This window comes from Streptomyces sp. MJM8645 (assembly GCF_001625365.1).
Taxonomy (GTDB): domain Bacteria; phylum Actinomycetota; class Actinomycetes; order Streptomycetales; family Streptomycetaceae; genus Kitasatospora.
Window position 1 is genome coordinate 3,839,554 of record NZ_LJJF01000001.1, and the last position, 19,929, is coordinate 3,859,482.

The window sequence follows — 19,929 nt, forward strand, 5'->3', positions numbered from 1 at the left end:
CCGGACGGCGCCGGCGGTCCGGGGGCAGGACCGGCCCTGGACCGATCACCGTCGGCGTCAGCCGATACCCTGACCCCTGTCGCAGGCCGGTCGTACCGCCGCGGCAGGGGTCCGCCAGGCCCGCGGGCCCGGCCCACCACGCACGGACGAGACCGAACGTCACGGTCGCGGCGCCACGGCCGCGCCGAGGGGGAGCAGAGGACCATGAGCGAGCACGGCAACGCGGCGGTCGGAGGCTCCTCCCTGGGCAACGGCCGCTATGTGCTGCAGCGGCTGCTGGGCGAGGGCGGCATGGCCTCGGTGCACCTCGCGTACGACAGCGTGCTGGACCGGCAGGTCGCGCTGAAGAGCATGCACAACGAGCTGGGCCGGGACGCCTCGTTCAAGGAGCGGTTCCGCCGCGAGGCGCAGGCGGTGGCCCGGCTGGAGCACCCGAACATCGTCACGGTGTACGACAGCGGCGAGGACGTCGCGCCGGACGGCTCCAGCACCCCGTACATCGTCATGCAGCTGGTGGACGGCAAGGGCCTGCGCGAGGCGATCAACGAGGCGGTCGCCCAGTACGGCGCGATGCCGACCGAGGAGGCCCTGCGGGTCATCGTCGGCGTGCTGAACGCGCTGGAGGCCTCGCACGACATGTCCCTGGTGCACCGCGACATCAAGCCCGGCAACGTCATGTTCGACCGCAAGGGCAACGTCAAGGTCATGGACTTCGGCATCGCCCGGGCGCTGGAACCGGGCGCCACGTCGATGACGCAGACCGGCATGGTGGTCGGCACCCCGCAGTACCTGTCGCCCGAGCAGGCGCTCGGCAAGCCGGTGGACGCCCGCTCCGACCTCTACTCGGTCGGCGTGATGCTCTTCGAGATGCTCACCGGGCAGCTGGTCTTCGACGGCGACTCGGCGTTCTCGATCGCCTACAAGCACGTCCAGGAGGAGCCGCCGGCGCCGTCCACCCTCAACCGGTCGGTCACCCCGGCGGTGGACGCCTTCGTCGCCCAGGCGCTGCGCAAGGACCCGGCGCACCGGTTCCAGAGCGCGGTGGCGATGCGGGACGAGGCGGAGCGGCTGATCGCGGCCGCGAAGGGCGGCGGCAGCGGGCACCCGTTGCAGGCCAGCACGCCGCTGGTGATCAACGAGGGGCCGCGCTCGGTGCACGCGGCGCCGCAGACCCCGCACCCCCAGTACCCGCAGCAGGCTCCGCCGCAGCAGCCGCAGTACCGGACGCCGCCGCCGGCCTTCCAGCCGCCGCGTCCGCAGGGACCGCAGACCCCGCATCCCCAGTACCTCCAGCAGCCTCCGCCGCCGCAGCAGCCGCAGTACCGGACGCCGCCGCCGGCCTTCCAGCCGCCGCGTCCGCAGGGACCGCACACGCCGCACCCCCAGTACCTCCAGCAGGCCCCGCCGCAGCGGGCGCACACCCCGCCGCCGCAGCCGATGCCGCCGTACCAGCAGCCGAAGGCGCCCAGCGGCGGCGGCTGCTCGACGGCCGTGGTCGTCATCGCGATCATCGTCGGCGTGCTCGTGCTGGCCGGCATCATCATCGCGATCGTGGTCAACAAGGCGCAGGACAACAAGACGAAGACCAAGACCGGGCACACCACCGGTGAGCGGCCCGCAGTGGTGCTGGTGGTTGACCTCCCGGTCGACCGGAATGGCCTGCTCTGACGCTTTCCGGCCGGTTCGGGCGTGCCACGGGCCCGCGCCGGAGGCGGTAGCGTTCGGGGATACGAAGCGACAGGGCACCGCGATCCGAGCGAACGCCCGGGGCGAGGAGCGATGGCACAGACGCAGCAGCCGGATGACGGAACGGGTGCCGGAGCTGACGGCCGGACCGGCGGGACGCCGAGGATGCCCGGACCCGGCAACGACGCCGCGACCAGCGCGTTTCCCCCGGTCGGGCCCGGCGGCCCGCAGACCCCCGGCCGCGGCATGGCCGCGCCGCTGGGCACGGTCGGCGACGGCCGCTACCGGCTGACCTACCGGCTCGGCCGCGGCGGCATGGCCGAGGTGTTCGCGGCCGAGGACGTACGGCTGGGCCGGACGGTCGCGGTCAAGCTGCTCCGCGGCGAGCTGGCCCAGGACGACATCGCCCGGCTGCGGTTCACCCGCGAGGCACACGCCGTCGCGGGGCTCAACCACCACTCGATCGTCGCGGTCTACGACACCGGCGAGGAGTACGCCGGGGACGAGTCCACGCCGTACATCGTGATGGAGCTGGTCGAGGGCCGGACCGTCCGCGAGCTGCTGGTGGACGAGGACGCGCCGCCGGTCGACCAGGCGCTGATCATCATCGCCGGGGTGCTGGAGGCGCTGGCCTACAGCCACCGCAACGGCATCGTCCACCGGGACATCAAGCCCGCCAACGTGATCATCACGACCGCGGGCGCCGTCAAGGTGATGGACTTCGGCATCGCCCGGGCGCTGACCGGCACGGCCAGCACCATGACCCAGACCGGCATGGTCATGGGCACCCCGCAGTACCTCTCGCCCGAGCAGGCGCTCGGCAAGCCCGTCGACCACCGCTCCGACCTGTACGCGGCCGGCTGCATGCTGTACGAACTGCTGGCGCTGCGCCCGCCGTTCACCGGCGACACCCCGCTCTCGGTGGTCTACCAGCACGTCCAGGACATGCCGGTGCCGCCCTCGCAGGCCAACGGCCGGGTGCCGGTCGGGCTGGACCAGCTGGTGCTGCGCTCGCTGGCCAAGAACCCGGACGACCGCTTCCAGGACGCCGACGAGTTCCGCGCGCACCTCCAGCACGCGCTGCGCGAGATGCACGGCGCGGGCGGCGCGGGCTGGGCCGGCGCGACGGCCGGGCTGGCCGCCGCGGGGCAGGGGAACACCGACGCCACCCAGGTGATCCGGCCCGACCAGACCGCGGCCACCGCGGCCTTCGGCGCGATCGGCCCCGGCGACCAGACCTCGGTGCTGCCCTACCAGGGGATGGGGGGCCCGGGCGGCCCGCACACCCCGTCGACGCCCTACCCGGGGGCCGGCGGCCCCTACGGTGGCGACGACGACGGCGACTCCGGCCGTCGGCGCGGGCCGTGGGCCTGGGTGGCCGGCGCCGTGGCCGTGCTGCTCGCGGCCGGGGTCGGCATGGCGTTCGCGTTCAGCGGCAACGAACCCGGGAACTCGCACATCGTGCCGCCGACGCCGCTCCCGGCGGTCAGCACGACCGAGCCCAGCACGCCGCCCCAGAGCGGCTCGCAGAGCCCGCCCGCGTCCAACACCGGCAGCCGGCGCCCGACGCAGCCGACCGAGAACGGCAGCAACGGCGGCAGCTACAACAACGGCGGCAACAACAACGGCAACAACAACGGCGGCAACAACAACGGCAACAACAACATGTCGCCGTCGCCGGGTTCGGGCAAGCACTCGACGACCCCGTCGCCCAGCCAGACCCCCAGCCACACCCCGCCCCCCACCACGGCGCCCGGCACGCCCAGCACGGCGCCGACCACCCCGAGCACGGGAAGCGGCGGCAGCACGGGGGCGGCCACGCAGCCGCCGGTGACCAAGTCGAACCCGCCGGCCACCCAGCCGCCGGCGACCCAGCCGCCGGCGACGCCCTGATCGGGCCGGGCTGACACCGGTCAGTTGGCGAAGGCGTCCAGGACCTGTTCGTACTCCTGGCACCACCACGTCAACTGGCCGGCCGAGGCGGGGTAGAGCGGGTCGGCCCGGTGGTCGGCCCGCTGGTAGCGCCACTGGAGCATCCAGAAGTCGTTCAGCCGCTCCCACCAGACCCGGTGGACGGCGGCGGCCAGGTGTTCGGCGGTGGCGGCCCCGGTGGCCCGGTAGGACTGCGAGTAGTGGCGGACCCGCACCAGGTCGAGGGTGCCGGACGCCCGGTCGTTGAAGAGCAGCGTGGCGGCGCGGACGGCCTCCTCGGCGCGCGGCTGCGGGCCGAGCTTGTCCCAGTCCAGGACGGCCGCGACCGGGCCGCCGTCGGGGCCGTCGCCGTACAGCAGGTTGAGTCCGTGGAAGTCGCCGTGGGTCCAGCCGGTGGGCGGGGCGGTCTGCGGGGCGGGGCGGCGGTGGGCGTGTTCGGCGAGCAGTTCCAGCCGTTCGGTGAGCCGCCGTTCGACCAGCGCGTCCAGGTCGCCGTACGGGCGGTGGTCGCGGGCGTGGCGCCGCAGGTCGCGGGCGAGGTCGGCGCTGTCGAGGGGGTCGGCGGTGCGGTAGCCGGGGGGCTGTTCGAAGGGGGCGCACACGTCGTCGAGCGCGCCGTGCAGTCGGCCGAGCAGCGCGCCGAGCGCGTCGCACTGCGGCGGGGAGAGGTCGGTACCGTGCCGGTGTCGGCCATCCACCCAGGGGAACAGCGCGAACAGCCGGCCGCCGTAGCCGGCCACCGTGCCGGCTCGTTCGGCGCAGGTCAGCGGGGGTGCGACGGGCAGTCCGAGGGCCTGGAGCCCGGCCATCGCCCGGTGGTGGGCGACGATCTTCGGGCGGCTGGCGGTGGCGGCGTCGACGTAGCACTTCAGGAAGTACGCGCCGGTCTCGGTGGTGACCCGGTAACCGCGGTTCAGCAGGCCTTCGGCGACCGGTTCGGCGGTCAGCAGCCCCCCCACCCGGTAGCGGCCCAGGACCTCGGCGAGTGCGGCGCGCGGGACGGGCGGACTGAGGGTCCCTATCGGCGGCGCGGAGAGGTCGGGGCGGGCCGGGGAACAGGAGAGGGTCTGGCTGAAAGTCACAGCCAGAGGTTAGGGCCCCCGTGCGGGGGCCCTTGACAAGTCGTCAGTTCTGTGATCGCTGTTCTGATCAGTGCTGCTGGTCCGCCTGGTGCCGTGCCACGAAGGCCGCTGCCTGGGTGCGTCGCTCCATGCCCATCTTGGCGAGCAGACTGGAGACGTAGTTCTTCACCGTCTTCTCGGCCAGGTGCAACTCGTTGCCGATCTGACGGTTGGTCATCCCCTCGCCGATCAGATCGAGGATCCGGCGCTCCTGCTTGGTGAGTTGCGCCAGCCGCTCGTCCTCCTTCTCGCCGCCGTCGCGCAGCCGGGCCAGCACCCGGCTGGTGGCGACCTGGTCGAGCAGCGACTTGCCGGCCGCGACGTCCCGGACGGCGGTGATCAGATCGGTGCCGCGGATCGCCTTCAGGACGTAGCCGGACGCGCCCGCCATGATCGAGTCGAACAGCGCCTCGTCGTCCGAGAACGAGGTCAGCATCAGGCACTTGATCTCCGGCATCCGGGACCGGATCTCCCGGCAGACCTCGACCCCGTTGCCGTCCGGCAGCCGGACGTCGAGCACCGCGACATCGGGGTGGACCGCCGGGATCCGGGTGAGCGCCTCGGCGGCGGTGCCGGCCTCGCCGACCACCTCGATGTCGTCCTCGACCGAGAGCAGATCGTGCACGCCCCGCCGGACAACCTCGTGATCGTCGAGCAGGAACACCCTGATTTGTCCGTTATCAGTCACGTCCAAAGCCTCCCATATCACCGTACGGAAGACCTATCGTCCCTGGTGCCGCAGCCAGGTGGTCCGGCCGGGGCGGTCCAAAACCGATACCGAGAACCCCCTTACGTACGGGCCCGCGCCCGGATAACGTGCGCTGGTGTCCTGAAGGCGCCCGAATTGAGAGCTGCGTCACGCGGTCCGTCACCCCCACCCTTCCGACGGCGCGCTGCCCGCGGCACCCTCGGGGTTGTAAGCCCTGAACAAGTAGGACGTCCTAGCGCAAGCGCGCCAAGGGCGGACGCTGGGTAACGTTCTCGTGAGGGACGCCGTCGGAACAGGATCACCACCTGCCCCGCAGTAGGAGCGCACACCCACGCGCGCCCCGCGAGGCGGTGACCGGACCGGTCACCGGCGACCCCGGGCGGCCGGACAGACCGAGGAGTGAACGTGACCGTCAAAAGCACGGCGAGGGCCCGCAAGAAGGCGGCCCCCGGCGTCCCTGACACCCTCCGCGCCACGGGGAAGGACGCCCAGCCGGAGCTCGTACAGCTGCTCACCCCGGAAGGCGAGCGGGTCGAGCACCCGGACTACCCGCTCACCACCACCCCGGAGGAGCTGCGCGCCCTCTACCGCGACCTGGTGCTGGTCCGCCGGTTCGACGGCGAGGCCACCGCACTCCAGCGCCAGGGCGAGCTGGGCCTGTGGGCCTCGCTGCTCGGCCAGGAGGCCGCCCAGGTCGGCTCCGGCCGCGCCATGCGCACCGGCGACTACGCCTTCCCCACCTACCGCGAGCACGGTGTCGCCTGGTGCCGCGACGTCGACCCGCTCAACCTGCTCGGCATGTTCCGCGGCGTGAACCACGGCGGCTGGGACCCGAACGAGAAGAACTTCCACCTGTACACCATCGTGATCGGCGCGCAGGCCCTGCACGCCACCGGCTACGCGATGGGCATCAGCAAGGACGGCGCCGACGACGCGGTCATCGCCTACTTCGGCGACGGCGCCTCCAGCCAGGGCGACGTCAACGAGGCCTTCACCTTCGCCTCGGTCTACAACGCGCCCGTCGTGTTCTTCTGCCAGAACAACCAGTGGGCGATCTCCGAGCCCACCACCACCCAGACCAAGATCCCGCTGTACCGCCGCGCCTCCGGCTTCGGCTTCCCCGGCGTCCGGGTCGACGGCAACGACGTGCTGGCCTGCCTGGCCGTCACCCGCTGGGCGCTCGACCACGCCCGCAGCGGCAACGGCCCGGTGCTGATCGAGGCGTTCACCTACCGGATGGGCGCGCACACCACCTCCGACGACCCCACCCGCTACCGGCCCACCGAGGAGACCGAGGCCTGGAAGGCCAAGGACCCGATCGCCCGGCTCCGCGCCCTCCTGGAGAAGGAGGGCCTGGCCGACGAGGAGTTCTTCACCGCGATCGACGCCGAGAGCGAGCGGCTGGGGCTGCGGGTGCGCGAGGGCGTGCGCGGCATGCCCGACCCGGACCCGACCCTGATCTTCGACCACGTGTACAGCGAGCCGCACGCGCTGGTCGATGAGGAACGGGCCGAGTACGTCCAGTACGCGGCCTCCTTCGAGGCGGGGGAGAACCACTGATGGCCGGTCAGCTCAGCATTGCCAAGGCGCTCAACGGCGCGCTGCGCAAGTCGCTGGAGAGCGACCCGAAGACCGTCCTGATGGGCGAGGACATCGGCAAGCTCGGCGGTGTCTTCCGGATCACCGACGGCCTGCAGAAGGACTTCGGCGAGGGACGGGTGATCGACACCCCGCTCGCCGAGTCCGGCATCGTCGGCACCGCGATCGGCCTGGCGCTGCGCGGCTACCGCCCGGTGGTGGAGATCCAGTTCGACGGCTTCGTCTACCCGGCCTTCGACCAGATCGTCTCCCAGCTGGCCAAGATGCACGCCCGCGCGCTCGGGAACATCAAGCTCCCGGTCACCATCCGCATCCCCTTCGCGGGCGGCATCGGCGCGGTCGAGCACCACAGCGAGTCGCACGAGGCGTACTTCGCGCACACCGCGGGCCTGCGCGTGGTCAGCCCGTCCAACGCGCACGACGCGCACTGGATGCTGCGGCAGGCCATCGCCTCGGACGACCCGGTGGTCTTCCTGGAGCCCAAGCGCCGGTACTGGGACAAGGGCGAGGTCGGCGACGCGGCCGACCTCGGACTGCACGACGCCCGGATCGTGCGCTCCGGCACCGACGCCACGCTGCTCGCCTACGGCCCGATGGTCAAGGTCTGCCTGGAGGCCGCCGCGGCCGCCGAGGAGGACGGCCGCCGCCTGGAGGTCGTCGACCTGCGCTCGCTCTCCCCGGTGGACTTCACCACCCTGGAGGAGTCGGTCAAGCGCACCGGTCGGGCCGTCGTGGTGCACGAGGCGCCGGTCTTCCTGGGCATGGGCGCCGAACTGGCCGCCCGGCTCACCGAACGGTGCTTCTACCACCTGGAGGCGCCCGTTCTGCGGGTCGGCGGCTACCACGCGCCGTATCCGCCGTCCCGCGTCGAGGAGGCCTTCCTCCCCGACCTGGACCGCGTGCTCGACGCCGTCGACCGCGCACTCGCGTACTGATCCGGGGGAGCGAAGATGACCACCGAAGTTCGCTCGCTCCGCGAGTTCAAGATGCCCGATGTGGGCGAGGGCCTGACCGAGGCCGAAATCCTCAGCTGGTACGTCAAGCCCGGTGACACCGTCACCGACGGGCAGGTCGTGTGCGAGGTGGAGACCGCCAAGGCGGCGGTGGAGCTGCCGATCCCGTTCAACGGGGTCGTCGAGCAGCTCTTCTTCCCCGCGGGCGCGACGGTCGACGTCGGCACCGTGATCATCTCGGTCGCGGTCGCCGGGGAGGCCGGGGCCGCGGCTCCTGCCGCTCCTGCTGCTGCTGTCGCGTCCGTCGCCGCCGCCGCGCCGGCCGAACCGGCCGAACCCGAGCGGCGCGAGGTGCTGGTGGGCTACGGCCCGCGCACCGGCACCGCCCAGCGCCGGGCCCGGCGCACGACCACGACGACCGTCACCGCGACGCCGGCTCCGGCCGCGCCCGTCGTGCCAGCCGCTTCCGTCGTGCCGGCCGCTCCGGCACCGGTCGCACCGGTCGCGCCCGCCTCGCCCGTCCTGGCCGAACAGCCCGCCGGGGAGCGGCCGTTGGCCAAGCCGCCGGTGCGCAAGCTGGCCAAGGACCTCGGCATCGACCTGCGCGCGGTCGTCCCGACCGGCCGGGACGGTGTGATCACCCGCGAGGACGTGCACGCCCACGCGTCGGCCCTGGCCACCGCGCAGGCCGCCCCGGCGGCGGCGCCGGTCGAGGCCGGGCCGGTCGGTGCCGCGGTGCCGGTGCCGGTCACCGTGACGGGCGACGTCCGGGTGCCGATCAAGGGCGTCCGCAAGGCGACCGCGCAGGCGATGGTGGCCTCGGCCTTCACCGCCCCGCACGTCACCGAGTTCGTCCAGGTCGACGTGACCCGCACGATGAAGTTCGTCCGCCGGCTCAAGGAGAGCGGCGAGTTGGGCCGGGACGTCCGGATCAGCCCGCTGCTGCTGGTCGCCAAGGCGCTGCTCACCGCGGTCAAGCGGCACCCCGAGATCAACGCGCAGTGGGACGAGGCGGCCCAGGAGATCGTCATCAAGGGCCAGGTGAACCTCGGCATCGCCGCGGCCACCCCGCGCGGCCTGATCGTCCCCAACATCAAGGACGCCGGCGGCAAGACCCTCACGGGCCTCGCCGTCTCGCTGGGCGAGCTGATCGACACCGCCCGCCAGGGCAAGACCTCGCCGGGCGACATGCAGGGCGGGACCATCACCATCACCAACGTCGGCGTCTTCGGCGTCGACACCGGCACCCCGATCCTCAACCCCGGCGAGGCCGCGATCCTCGCCGTCGGCACGATCCGGGACATGCCGTGGGTGCACAAGGGCAAGGTCGTCCCGCGTCAGGTGACCACGCTGGCGCTCTCCTTCGACCACCGCCTGGTGGACGGGGAGCTGGGCTCCAAGGTGCTGGCCGACGTGGCCGCGCTGCTGGAGCGCCCGAAGCGCCTGATCACCTGGGGCTGACGGCCCGGGACGTCACGAACGGGAAGCCACGAAGGGGCCTTCCCCCACACCGCCGTGTGGGGGAAGGCCCCTCCGCTTCCGCCCGCCCGTCGGTCGGCGCTGGGAGCGAGGCCGGCGGACGGCGATCAGGACCAACCGATGACGGACGCGCACATGACGTGACTTCATCCCTACAGACGTGCATCCTCGCCGGGGGTTGCAGGTGGTTTCAAAGACTTTTCCGGGGCCCCGGCGCGGCGTTCGGGATACTTCCGGAATGACTGAAGAGCTGACGGTCCGACCGGAGACGGTACCGGACAGGGGCGGGGAGCGCCGGTCACTGCGACGGGACGTGTCGGGGCCGGCGCTGCTGGCGGGGCTGGTCTGCATCGCGGTGTCGTTCTCGGGGCCGCTGGTGGTGGTGCTCGCGGCGGCGGCCGCCGGACGGCTGGACGCGGCGCACACGGCGTCCTGGATCTGGGCGATGGCCATCGGCAGCGGGCTGAGCGGCTTCGCGCTGAGCTGGTGGACCAGGACCCCGGTGATCACCGCCTGGTCCACCCCGGGCGCCGCGCTGCTGGTGACCAGCCTGGGCGCGTACCCGTACCGGGAGGCGGTGGGGGCGTTCCTGGTGAGCGCGGTGGTGGTGACGCTCTTCGGGGTGACCGGCTGGTTCGGCCGGCTGATCGCGGCGGTGCCGGCCGGGATCGTCAACGCGATGCTGGCGGGCATCCTGTTCTCCTTCGGTGCCGGGATCTTCGGCGCCGTGCACGGCGCGCCGGTGCTGGTGGTCGGCAGCCTCGCGGCCTTCCTGCTGGCCAAGCGGCTGGCCCCGCGGTACGCCGTCCCGGTGGCGCTGCTGGTGGGCGGGGTGCTGGCGGCGCTGACCGTCGGACTCCCGCTGCACCTGGGCGCGGGCGGGCCGACCCGGCCGGTGTTCACCGTGCCGGGGTTCTCCTGGGCGGCCACGGTGGGGCTGGCGCTGCCGCTCACGATCGTGGTGCTGGCCTCGCAGAACGCACCGGGCCTCGGGGTGATGCGGGCCTTCGGCTACCGGCCGGACGACCGGCTGCTGATCGGGTCGACCGGTGTGGTGTCGCTGCTGCTGGCGCCGTTCGGCTCGCCGGGGGTGAACCTGGCGGCGATCACGGCGGCGATCTGCTCCGGCCCGGAGAGCCACCCCGACCCGCGCCGCCGCTACGTCGCGGGGATGTCCTCGGGCGTGCTGTACGTGCTGGTGGGCAGCTTCGGCGGGGTGCTGGTGAGCCTGTTCACCGGCCTGCCGAAGGAACTGATCGCGGTGATCGCCGGGGTCGCCCTGCTGGCCTCGCTGCAGGGCAGCCTGGCGGCGGCGGTGGCGGACGAGCGGGGGCGGGACGCGGCGGTGGTGACCTTCCTGGCCAGCGCCTCGGGGATGAGCCTGTTCGGGATCGGCTCGGCCTTCTGGGGCCTGCTGTTCGGGCTCGGCACCCACCTGGTGCTGAGCCTCCGCAGGCGCTGACGAGGGGCCTGTCATCGGCCAGATTCCAGTCATTGGGATGACTGGTGAGGTGAGGGTCATTCGGCCAGGTCGGTGACATTTTCGGCGCGCGGTAGGGGTGACACACCCGTCCGGGTACGTCTTCGCTCCACCACCCGGGCTACGCCGGGTGACCGGAACCCCGAGGACGCACCCGTATGCCACCTGGCAACCCTGGCCGTCTCGTTCGGAGTCTGGCCGCGCTCGTGCTGGTGTCCACCGCCGTACTCCCCGCCGCCCTGGAACTGGTCGGCCCCTCGCCGTTCGGCGTGATCGGGCCGGGCGCCCCCGCCGACCGAGCGGTCCCGCCGCACAGCGCACAGCGTGCCGACCGCCGGACCGTCACGGCCGCCCCCACCGTCGACATACGCCGCACCGGGGACCCGGCCAACCGGATCACCCTGGTCCTGCTCGGCGACGGCTACACGGCCACCGAACAGGACCTGTTCCGACAGCAGGTCGACCGGGCCTGGCACGCGCTGATGGCCATCGAGCCGTTCCGCACCTACCAGGGGTTCTTCAACATACGGCGGGTCGAAGTGGTCTCCCCGGTCTCCGGGATAGCCGAGACCGAGAGCCGCGGCCGCAACCCCGCCACCCCGCTCGGCATGCACTTCTGGTGCGACGGAACCGCACGGCTGCTCTGCGCCGACGAATCCGCCACCGCCCGGTACGCGGGCGACAGCTCCGGGCCGCAGTACCTGATAGCCCTGGCCAACTCCACCGAGTACGGCGGCGCCGGCGGCACCGGGGTGACCACCCTGGCCGGCGGCAGCCCGGACGCCGGGCGGATCATCCAGCACGAGATCGGACACACCGTGGGGGACCTCGGCGACGAGTACGACAGCGCCCCGGACGACGCCGAGTACCCGAACCTCGCCACCCTCGACGCCGACGACATGCGCAAGAAGCAGACCAAGTGGTGGCGCTGGCTGGGCGCGCAGTCCCCGGACGGCGCCGGGACGGTCGGCGCCTACCGCAGCGCCAACGGCCTCTACCGGCCCACCCCCGACTCGGTGATGCGCACCCTGGGCAGCGCCTACAACCTGCCGTCGCGCGAAGCGATCATGGAGGAGCTGTACCGCAGGATCCGGCCCACCGACGCCCCGTCGCCGCCGCCCGGCGAGGTGAGCGGGCGCCCGCGGCTGAACGTCCGGCCGGTGCCGCTGACCGGCCCGCGACAGCTGAAGGTCGAGTGGAAGGTGGACGGCGTCGCGGTGACGCCGCAGGCCGCCGACGGCACCTGGCTCGACACCGACCAGCTGAACCTGGCACCGGGCCGGACGGCCACCGTCACGGCGACCGTCCGGGACACCACCGACTGGGTGCGGGACGAGGCCTTCCGGGACCGCTACATGACCCGGTCGGTGTCCTGGACGGTGACCGGCTGACGCCCGGCTGGCGCCCGGCCCGCGCCCGGCCCGCGGAATCCGTGGTCCGTGGACGATCGACCGCACCCCGCACTGGGCATCCCATCATGGGATGACTAGTCTGGTCGCACTATGACCGTGGAGCCCGCCCGTTCAGCCGCACCCCTGTCCGTCCCCGCTCCCCGAACCGCCGACTCGCCGCCGTCGGCCGCCCCCGCACCGTCGGCAGCCCCCGCGCCGTCCCCGCCCGGCGGGCGCGCGGCCTGGCTCGCCTGGTCCATCGGCGTCAGCGTCTACATCCTCGCGGTGATCCACCGCACCAGCCTCGGCGTGGCCGGACTGGACGCCGCCGACCGCTTCGGCATCGGCGCCTCCGCGCTCTCCACCTTCTCGATCCTCCAGGTGCTGGTCTACGCGGCCATGCAGATACCGGTCGGCCTGCTCGTCGACCGGATCGGGCCGCGCCGGGTGCTGCTGATCGGCGTCGTCCTGCTGAGCTTCGGCCAACTGGCCTTCGCGTTCAGCTCCTCCTTCGCCCCCGCGCTGGCCTCCCGGGCGGTGCTCGGCTGCGGCGACGCGATGACCTTCATCAGCGTGCTGCGGCTCGCCGCCCGATGGTTCCCCGCCGCCCGGAACCCGTTCGTGGCCCAGCTCACCGGCCTCGCAGGAATGGGCGGCAACCTGATCACCACCGTGGTGCTCGCACAGGCCCTGCACCGCGAGGGCTGGACACCCACCTTCACCGCGATCGCCCTGCTCGGCGTCGCGGTCTTCGCGCTGGTCGCGCTCTTCCTCAAGGAGGCCCCGGCCGCCGCCGTACGGCCGGTCGAACACCCGCCCGCGCCGCGGCCGAACGTCGGCCGACAGGTCCGCGCGTGCTGGCGCGAACCGGGCACCCGGCTCGGGCTCTGGGTGCACTTCACCACCCAGTTCCCCGGCAACGCCTTCGGCCTGCTCTGGGGCCTGCCCTACCTGGTGGAGGCGCAAGGCCTCTCCCGGGCCGCGGCCGGCGGAATGCTGACCCTGCTGGTGCTCAGCAACATGGCCTTCGGCTTCCTGTTCGGCCGGGTGCTCTCCGTCTCGGCGCGAGCCCGGATGCCGATCGTCCTCACCGTCATCACGGCCACCGCCCTCGGCTGGGCGCTCGTCCTGGCCTGGCCCGGCGGACACCCCCCGATCTGGCTGCTGTCCGCCATCATCGTGGTGATGGGCAGCAACGGCCCCGCCTCACTGGTCGGCCTCGACTACGCCCGCGCCCGCAACCCGGTGGAGCGCCTCGGCACCGCCTCCGGGATCGTCAACATGGGCGGCTTCATCGGCACGATGATCACCCTCTTCGGCATCGGCGTCCTCCTCGACGGCCTCTCCCCGGCCGGCACCGACTCCTACTCGGCCGACGCCTTCCGCTGGGCGTTCTGCTGGCAGTACGTCCCGCTGGCGGTCGGCACGGCGATGATCCTGCGCCTGCGCCGCAAGGTCGCGGCGGGGGCTTAGGGTCTCTGGCCTGCGAAGATGCGGGAGACCCTTGTTCAGAACAAGGGTCTCCCGCGATTACAGCCCGATACCCCGGAGCACCTCGGTGACCTCCGGCGGCCGTCCGTAGAGCTGGACCCGGTCGATCACACAGAGCACCGTGCCCTCCGGCGGCATCATCGGTGTGCGAGCCGGATGCGCCCCCGGTCGCACCGGCTGCTCGGCGGCTTCGCGCCGCATGCGGATCAGGTCCACCAGCTTCAGTTTGGGGCAGCCGGGGACGATCCGGCTGGCCCGGATTCCGACTCGTTCTTCGCCGGTGCAGGCGAAGTAGGCGCCGAACGGCGGCCCGCTGTCCTCTTCGCGGTTCGGTAGGTGGAGGACCATCTCGCCGTGGTGGCAGTGGACCGTCCCATCCGAGTGGACGGTCAGGCCGGGCCAGTCCTCGTGGTCGATCTCGGCGACGATCTCTACCTGCTGCCCGATCGCCTCGGTCAGGCTCTCCGCCATCCGTCGCTGCTGAGTGGGGATGTCGGTGTCCCCGCGGCGGACGGAGGGAAGGAGGTCGCGGGTGACCCATTCCTGGAACGGTCGGGCGTTGGGCTTCGTGGAGCGCATGATCAGCGCGTACAGGCCGCTCTCATTGACCACTCCGAGGACCGGATTCCCGCGCGTGTAGGGTTTTTGACCTGCGAAAACGTGATTACTCTCAGAATTTCTGAGAGTAATCGAGCGCAGGTTGACGGTACGTGCGTCCGCCGGATTCACGATCTTGAGGGCCTCGCTCGGATTGCCTCGGCCCAGGATTCGGCACACGTCCGCCGTGACGAACCACGGTTGTCCGTCGATCATCACGACTCTGATCGGTTGCCCCGTGATCGGGAAGCTGGACCGGACCAAGACCATCTGCTGCTGTTCGTCGTCCATGGGGACGCCCCTCCTTCTTCCGGGTGATGGCTGGGATGCCCGGAACAACGAGGTCGAACGGGTGAGGTGATGGTGCTGGATTGACGGATGGATGCACGAGTGGTGCCGACCCGGCGCGCACTTGTGCGTGTACGCCGGGTGGCGTGCGCTGTGGGGTGGCTGGGGTCAGATGGTGACCGCGAAGGCGGACAGGACGCGGTCGGCGAGTTCCTTGTCGCCGTCGATGGTGACCGGGCCGGGGCGGCCGCGGCCGCAGGCGAGCCGGAGGTAGGTCTCCCAGTCCATGGTGAGCTGGACGTCGGGGGCCAGGCTGATCGACTCGTCGACGGTGCCGCGGCCGGTCGAGTCGACCCGGATGGTGCGCAGGAACTCCACGCGGCCGGTGACGTCCAGGACCATGGCCGTTCCGGCCGGGGCGCCGGCCTGGTGGGCGACGGCCTTGGGCAGCAGTCCCAGCAGGACGTCCCGGGTGATCAGGGCGGCCGGGGAGTCGAGGTTGCCGGGGGTGCCCAGGGCGCGGCGCAGGTCCTGCTCGTGCACCCAGACGTCGAAGGCCCGCAGGCGCAGCAGCTCGTGGTACGGCACGTCGCGGCTGTTCGGGCCGCCCGGCCAGCGCACCGGCTCCAGGGGCATCTGCTTGGCGTTCCGCAGCGCCCGGGAGCGGCGGATGATCGTGTACTCCAGCTCGCTGGTCATCTCCAGCGCGGTGTGGCAGCGGCGCTTGTCGACCGGCAGTTCGATGTAGCGGGCGAAGTCGGTGGTGACGTGGCGAAGGTCACGTGGCAGGGAGTGGATCGGGCGGGGGTCGCCGAGGAGTTCGGACTCGACCGCGATGATGTGCGAGACGACGTCCCGGACCGACCAGCCGGGGCATTCGGTGGCCCGGTTCCAGGAGCCCTCGGGGAGGGGGGCGACCAGCTCCGATATGGACTCGATGCTCTGGGCCCACGCCTCCGTGTAAGCCTGCACGGTCTGGTTGTCCGTCACGGGAATCTCCGGCCCTCCGTCAGCTTCCTTGCCCTCTGCGCCCGGCCTCCCCGGTCGGCCGGGATGGTCCGGCTTCCGGGCGCACAAGCTAACCGCACGTTACGCTGCCGGGAGACAGCTGGGCAGCGCTTTCGGGTGACGATCGTAGGTCTCTTGCCGTGGACGGTGGTACTGTGCGCGCTTCATTGATCCAACTCGGGGTCTCCGACGCCGAGCCGCCCGCCGAACGGCGGGCCCGGGCCGCCGCGCTGGTCCGGGCGCAGCAGGGCGCGGACCTGGTGGTCCTGCCGGAGCTGTGGCCGCTCGGCGGCTTCGCCTACGACCTGTGGTCGGACGGCGCCGAGACGCTGGACGGGCCCACGTCGGACGCGATGGCGGCGGCCGCGCGGGCGGCCGGGGTCTGGCTGCACGCCGGTTCGATCGTCGAGCGCGATCCGGACGGGCCGATCTACAACACCTCGCTGCTGTTCGCCCCGGACGGCGAGCTGGTGCACACCTACCGCAAGATCCACCGCTTCGGTTTCGACAGCGGCGAGGCGGTGGTGATGGGCGCCGGGCAGGAGATCGTCACCGCGGCCACCGACTTCGCCACCCTGGGCCTGGCCACCTGCTACGACCTGCGCTTCCCGGAGCTGTTCCGGGCGCTGTTGGACGCCGGCGCGCAGCTGCTGGTGGTTCCGGCGGCCTGGCCGGCCCGGCGGCGCGAGCACTGGACGCTGCTGGCGCGGGCGCGCGCGGTGGAGGAGCAGGCGTTCGTGCTGGCCTGCAACACCGCCGGGACGCACGCCGGGGTCGAGCAGGCCGGGCACAGCATCGTGGTGGACCCGTGGGGCCGGGTGCTGGCCGAGGCCGGTACGGAGGAGCAGGTGCTGACCGTCGAGTTCGATCCGGCCGAGGTGGGCAAGGCTCGCGAGGAGTTCCCGGTGCTGCGGGACCGCCTGCTGGGGATCCCGGCGCCGGTCCAGCGCTGACCCGGGCCCGGCCCCGCTCGGCCCCGCCCGGCACGGCCCGGGCGGGGGGAGTCCGGGGGTGTCGGAGGCCTCCGGGGGGTTGGTTTGTACCTTCTCGGGGCGGGTTTGAGAAGATGAGCACTCGTCGTGTTCCCCGCCGCTCGTTGGCCGGTCCGCCGAGGGGCGGCCTGATCAGCCCGCCCCAGGAGGTTGCGCGCATGCCCGGCAACGGCGCAGGCGACACCCGTCCCGTCATCCAGCGCAACAGCCTGCGCGAGCAGATCGCCGGTGCGCTGCGCGAGGAGATGATGGCCGGCCGGCTGGCGGCCGGCCGCAACTTCACCGTCAAGGAGATCGCCGAGCTGTACGGAGTCTCGGCGACCCCGGCCCGCGAGGCGCTGGTCGACCTCGGTGCGCAGGGCCTGCTGCGGGCCGAGCACCACCGCGGGTTCACCGTGCCCGAGCTGGGCTGGGACGACTTCCTGGAGATCTTCGAGTCCCGGGTGCTGGTCACCGACAGCTACTACCGCCAGTTCTCCGCCCGCCGGGCGCTGCCGGACCTCGCCAGGCTGCCCTCGCTGCGCCGCCGCGCCGACGCGGCGGTCCGGGCCGCCCGGGCCGGGAACCTGGACGTGATGGTGGGCTGCGACCGCCGGTTCTGGCAGGAGGTCGCCGCGCTGATCGGCAACCGCCGGATCGGCGACTACCTGGACTGGCTGCGGGTGCAGTCGTGGATGTTCGCCGCGCCCTACCTGCGGGAGCTGCCCGTCCTGGCCGAGATCTGCTGGGACCGCCACCTCGACCTGGTCGACGCCATCGGCGCGCGGGACCTGGTCGGCGCGCACCGGATCATCTGCGAGTACAACCTGTACACCGCCCGGCTGCTGGCCGGGCTGGCCGGGCGGCCGCTGGAGTCGGTGACGGTGCTGGGGCTGCTCACCGAACCCCTCGACGGCGAACCCCTGGACGGCGAACCCCTGGACGGCGAGCCTCTGGACAGCGAACTCCTGAATAGCGAACCCCTGGACGGCGAGCCCGATGGCGGCGGGCCCGGCGGCGGGCTCCTGGGCGGCGAGCCCGTGCCGCCGGCCCCGTCCGCCGAAGTCCCGTCGGTGGCGGCGGAACCGGTTCCCGGCCAGGCGTTCGACCAGGTCGGGAGGGGCCGACGCCGGCCGGGCGAGGAGGTCGGCCGGGAGGTCGGCCGGGAGCTCGGCCGCGAACTCGGGCTGGGCCTCGGCCTGGTGCCGCAGCCGCGCTCGGTGCCGTACGGCCGGTTCGGCCGGCGGCTGCCCGAACCGCCCCCGGACGTACCGCAGGGACGGCCCGACCCGCGCCCCGCCCCGGGCCGGTAGGGTGGGCGGTCGTCGAACCGGGCGTCCCGCACAACGGCCGTCCGGGTACCGACCCCGCCCCCGTCGTCGTCCCGTCCTGCGGGCGACCCCGCCGCCCGGAGAGGAACTGCCGGCCATGGCCTGCGACCTCTGGCTCGTCCCGCTCGTGGACGTGCTGAGCCACAGCCCCGACAATCCCTTCAGGGACGATCTCGCCCTCTACAACTCGGTGTTGGCCTCCCGCGGGCTGCCCGAGGTGCCGGTCTACCAGTACGTGCCGGGGCTGAGCGGGGCGGTCGAGCCGATAGCCGCCTTCGACTACGACTCGCTGCACTTCCTGCGCCGCGCCTACCTGCTGGGCCTCACCGGGCTGGACATCACGCCGGTGGACTCGCTTGGCGGCGACTACGAGCAGCTGCTGGAGATGTTCGAGAGCAGCGCCGAACAGTCGCACCTGGTCTGGCACTTCGACCACGCGGGTGCCTACGTGCCGATAGAGTTCCCGGCGCCGCTGGTGGACGACGCACTGCTCGCCTCCGGTGGTCCGCTCGGCTCCAGCCACGGGCTGCTGCGCGAACTGCAGGCCGTCGCCCCGGCGCTGGGCCTCGACCCGCTCAACCCGCCGGGCCCGACCCGGCCGCTCGGCCCGACCGGCCTGGAGCAGCCGTTCGGGCCGCCGCTGGACGACCTGCACCCCTTCGCTCGCGAGCGGCACGCGTGGGCGGGCCTGTACGCGGCGGCGACCCGCAGCCTCGCCCAGGGCTCGATGGTGGTCTTCGCCTGAGGCGCCCGGCCGCCTTCCGCCCGAGGCGCCGCCCGCTGCATCCTCCCGCCCACCACGGCAGGCGGCCCTCCCGCCCGCTACCGCAGCGGCCCCTCCGGCGGCCGCTGGCGCGGCATGGTGGGTCGGGTGCCCGGCGGCGGCAGCACCCGCACCTGGGCGCCCACCCCGTTCTCGCTGCGCCCGCCCCAGGTGCCCGGGGCCTGGGTGGGCAGCTGGGTCATGGACGCGCGGAACTCCAGCATCCACTCCGAGGTCTCGGTGCGGACCATGTCCGAGACGTCCTCGCAGAACCGGCGCAGCACGCCGAGGCAGCGCTCGGCGGCTTCGCCCGCGGTGCCCTCGGTCGGGCCGAGCACCTCGCGCACGCACTCCGACGCCCAGTCGAACTGGAAGGCCTCCAGCCGGCGTTGCAGCGCCTGCGCGGTGCTGACGTCACGCATCCAGCCGGAGGTGAGGCCGAACACCCGGTCGGTGCCGTAGCAGGCGGCGGCGAGGGCCAGGCCGACGTAGCCCCAGCTGGTGCCGTGCGAGACCGCGCCGGTCAGGTCGACCAGCGGCGCGGTCACCCCGCCCACCGCGAAGCCGGCCGTGCCGAACCGCAGCAGGCGCGCCCAGCGGCGCTTCCAGATCCGGTCCTTGCGGTACCACTCGATCGCCTCGACCGCCCGCTCCTCGGACCAGCGGTACAGCTCCTCCAGGCGCTCGGCCGGCTCGCCCCAGTCCCCGAGGGGGAACTGTCGAGTGCTCAGATCGGTCCGTCGGCGGGTGGACGCCTGGCGGGCGATGGTCGCGGCGGGCGGGTCCTCCTCGCCGATCTCCTTGCCCCAGGCACTCTCCTCGGGCTGCATTTCCGGCTGGCTCACCTGTGGGGCTCCCTGTGGCGGGCGGACTGCTGGGTCTGGCGGTCTGGCGGTCCATCGGCTGACGCGGCGTCTGCCGTTGGTTGTCCAACAGCACTTCTTACCGCCAAATGGCTGACCATGGGGTCGCTTCCCCGGTGATCGTTACCGGATTCGGCCACCGGAGCCCGAGGTGGAAGGGATGCGGGGGGCGGCGAGATTTCACCCGTCCGAGGGAGGGTCCGGTGACCCGCCGTCCTGACTCGGGCACCCGGTGCGCACCGAGCCGGTCCGAGTTGGAGGTTTCTC

General features: G+C 72.7%; 16 protein-coding genes. 11 read left to right on the forward strand and 5 right to left on the reverse strand.

What is annotated here, in order from left to right:
- Positions 1-204 precede the first annotated feature (204 nt).
- Positions 205-1,668, forward strand: a complete 1,464-nt coding sequence (locus tag A6F73_RS16450) for a protein kinase (RefSeq protein ID WP_063348498.1) — start codon at positions 205-207, stop codon at positions 1,666-1,668.
- A 264-nt stretch (positions 1,669-1,932) separates the two neighbouring features.
- A complete protein-coding gene (locus tag A6F73_RS16455) occupies positions 1,933-3,579 on the forward strand; it encodes a protein kinase (RefSeq protein WP_107453050.1) in 1,647 nt (548 codons plus the stop codon).
- 20 nt (positions 3,580-3,599) lie between these two features.
- On the opposite strand, the gene A6F73_RS16460 is transcribed toward A6F73_RS16455, so the two are convergent.
- The gene (locus A6F73_RS16460; protein ID WP_079135737.1) at positions 3,600-4,700 is read right to left on the reverse strand and encodes a phosphotransferase; all 1,101 of its coding nucleotides are present in this window, start codon (positions 4,698-4,700) and stop codon (positions 3,600-3,602) included.
- Between the two features lie 67 nt (positions 4,701-4,767).
- On the reverse strand, positions 4,768-5,427 hold the full coding sequence (locus A6F73_RS16465; protein WP_063348500.1) for a response regulator transcription factor: 660 nt from the start codon (positions 5,425-5,427) through the stop codon (positions 4,768-4,770).
- A gap of 420 nt (positions 5,428-5,847) precedes the next feature.
- Between A6F73_RS16465 and pdhA the strand changes: the two genes are divergently transcribed.
- The 6 genes from pdhA to A6F73_RS16495 all read left to right on the forward strand — a co-directional run bounded on the left by pdhA (position 5,848) and on the right by A6F73_RS16495 (position 13,823).
- On the forward strand, positions 5,848-7,008 hold the full coding sequence (gene pdhA / locus A6F73_RS16470) for a pyruvate dehydrogenase (acetyl-transferring) E1 component subunit alpha (RefSeq protein ID WP_244293412.1): 1,161 nt from the start codon (positions 5,848-5,850) through the stop codon (positions 7,006-7,008).
- Positions 7,005-7,982 (forward strand): alpha-ketoacid dehydrogenase subunit beta, encoded by a 978-nt coding sequence (locus A6F73_RS16475; RefSeq protein WP_107452899.1) that lies wholly within the window; start codon positions 7,005-7,007, stop codon positions 7,980-7,982. Before pdhA ends, A6F73_RS16475 begins: the two co-directional genes overlap by 4 nt.
- A 15-nt stretch (positions 7,983-7,997) precedes the next feature.
- Positions 7,998-9,461: a dihydrolipoamide acetyltransferase family protein gene (locus tag A6F73_RS16480; RefSeq protein ID WP_063348503.1), complete on the forward strand. Its 1,464-nt coding sequence runs from the start codon at positions 7,998-8,000 to the stop codon at positions 9,459-9,461.
- 256 nt (positions 9,462-9,717) lie between these two features.
- Positions 9,718-10,941: a benzoate/H(+) symporter BenE family transporter gene (locus A6F73_RS16485; RefSeq protein WP_063348504.1), complete on the forward strand. Its 1,224-nt coding sequence runs from the start codon at positions 9,718-9,720 to the stop codon at positions 10,939-10,941.
- Between the two features lie 230 nt (positions 10,942-11,171).
- The gene (locus A6F73_RS16490) at positions 11,172-12,350 is read left to right on the forward strand and encodes a M64 family metallopeptidase (protein ID WP_159398470.1); all 1,179 of its coding nucleotides are present in this window, start codon (positions 11,172-11,174) and stop codon (positions 12,348-12,350) included.
- A gap of 111 nt (positions 12,351-12,461) precedes the next feature.
- Entirely contained in the window at positions 12,462-13,823 is a 1,362-nt protein-coding gene (locus tag A6F73_RS16495; RefSeq protein WP_079135739.1) for an MFS transporter, read from the forward strand.
- A 57-nt stretch (positions 13,824-13,880) separates the two neighbouring features.
- On the opposite strand, the gene A6F73_RS16500 is transcribed toward A6F73_RS16495, so the two are convergent.
- Complete coding sequence (locus tag A6F73_RS16500) at positions 13,881-14,729, reverse strand: Bro-N domain-containing protein (RefSeq protein ID WP_079135740.1); 849 nt, start codon at positions 14,727-14,729, stop codon at positions 13,881-13,883.
- A gap of 165 nt (positions 14,730-14,894) precedes the next feature.
- Entirely contained in the window at positions 14,895-15,716 is an 822-nt protein-coding gene (locus A6F73_RS16505) for a maleylpyruvate isomerase family mycothiol-dependent enzyme (protein WP_063348507.1), read from the reverse strand.
- 173 nt (positions 15,717-15,889) lie between these two features.
- On the opposite strand from A6F73_RS16505, the gene A6F73_RS16510 reads away from it, so the two are divergent.
- From A6F73_RS16510 to A6F73_RS16520, 3 genes are all read left to right on the forward strand, one after another.
- Entirely contained in the window at positions 15,890-16,687 is a 798-nt protein-coding gene (locus tag A6F73_RS16510; protein WP_063348508.1) for a carbon-nitrogen family hydrolase, read from the forward strand.
- 197 nt (positions 16,688-16,884) lie between these two features.
- Complete coding sequence (locus A6F73_RS44375; protein WP_063348509.1) at positions 16,885-18,018, forward strand: GntR family transcriptional regulator; 1,134 nt, start codon at positions 16,885-16,887, stop codon at positions 18,016-18,018.
- Between the two features lie 115 nt (positions 18,019-18,133).
- Positions 18,134-18,781 (forward strand): hypothetical protein, encoded by a 648-nt coding sequence (locus tag A6F73_RS16520; protein WP_063348510.1) that lies wholly within the window; start codon positions 18,134-18,136, stop codon positions 18,779-18,781.
- Positions 18,782-18,858: 77 nt separating this feature from the next.
- On the opposite strand, the gene A6F73_RS16525 is transcribed toward A6F73_RS16520, so the two are convergent.
- Positions 18,859-19,644, reverse strand: coding sequence for an SLATT domain-containing protein (locus A6F73_RS16525; protein WP_079135741.1), 786 nt, complete (start codon positions 19,642-19,644; stop codon positions 18,859-18,861).
- Positions 19,645-19,929 lie beyond the last annotated feature (285 nt).

What these genes read in the sequence shown, in the direction of transcription:
- A6F73_RS16495 (WP_079135739.1), top strand. Translation starts at nt 12,462, where the DNA reads ATGACCGTGGAGCCCGCCCGTTCAGCCGCACCCCTGTCCGTCCCCGCT.
- A6F73_RS16480 (WP_063348503.1), top strand. Translation starts at nt 7,998, where the DNA reads ATGACCACCGAAGTTCGCTCGCTCCGCGAGTTCAAGATGCCCGATGTG.
- A6F73_RS16500 (WP_079135740.1), bottom strand. Translation starts at nt 14,729, where the DNA reads ATGGACGACGAACAGCAGCAGATGGTCTTGGTCCGGTCCAGCTTCCCG.
- A6F73_RS16450 (WP_063348498.1), top strand. Translation starts at nt 205, where the DNA reads ATGAGCGAGCACGGCAACGCGGCGGTCGGAGGCTCCTCCCTGGGCAAC.
- A6F73_RS16520 (WP_063348510.1), top strand. Translation starts at nt 18,134, where the DNA reads ATGGCCTGCGACCTCTGGCTCGTCCCGCTCGTGGACGTGCTGAGCCAC.
- A6F73_RS16485 (WP_063348504.1), top strand. Translation starts at nt 9,718, where the DNA reads ATGACTGAAGAGCTGACGGTCCGACCGGAGACGGTACCGGACAGGGGC.
- A6F73_RS16455 (WP_107453050.1), top strand. Translation starts at nt 1,933, where the DNA reads ATGGCCGCGCCGCTGGGCACGGTCGGCGACGGCCGCTACCGGCTGACC.
- A6F73_RS44375 (WP_063348509.1), top strand. Translation starts at nt 16,885, where the DNA reads ATGCCCGGCAACGGCGCAGGCGACACCCGTCCCGTCATCCAGCGCAAC.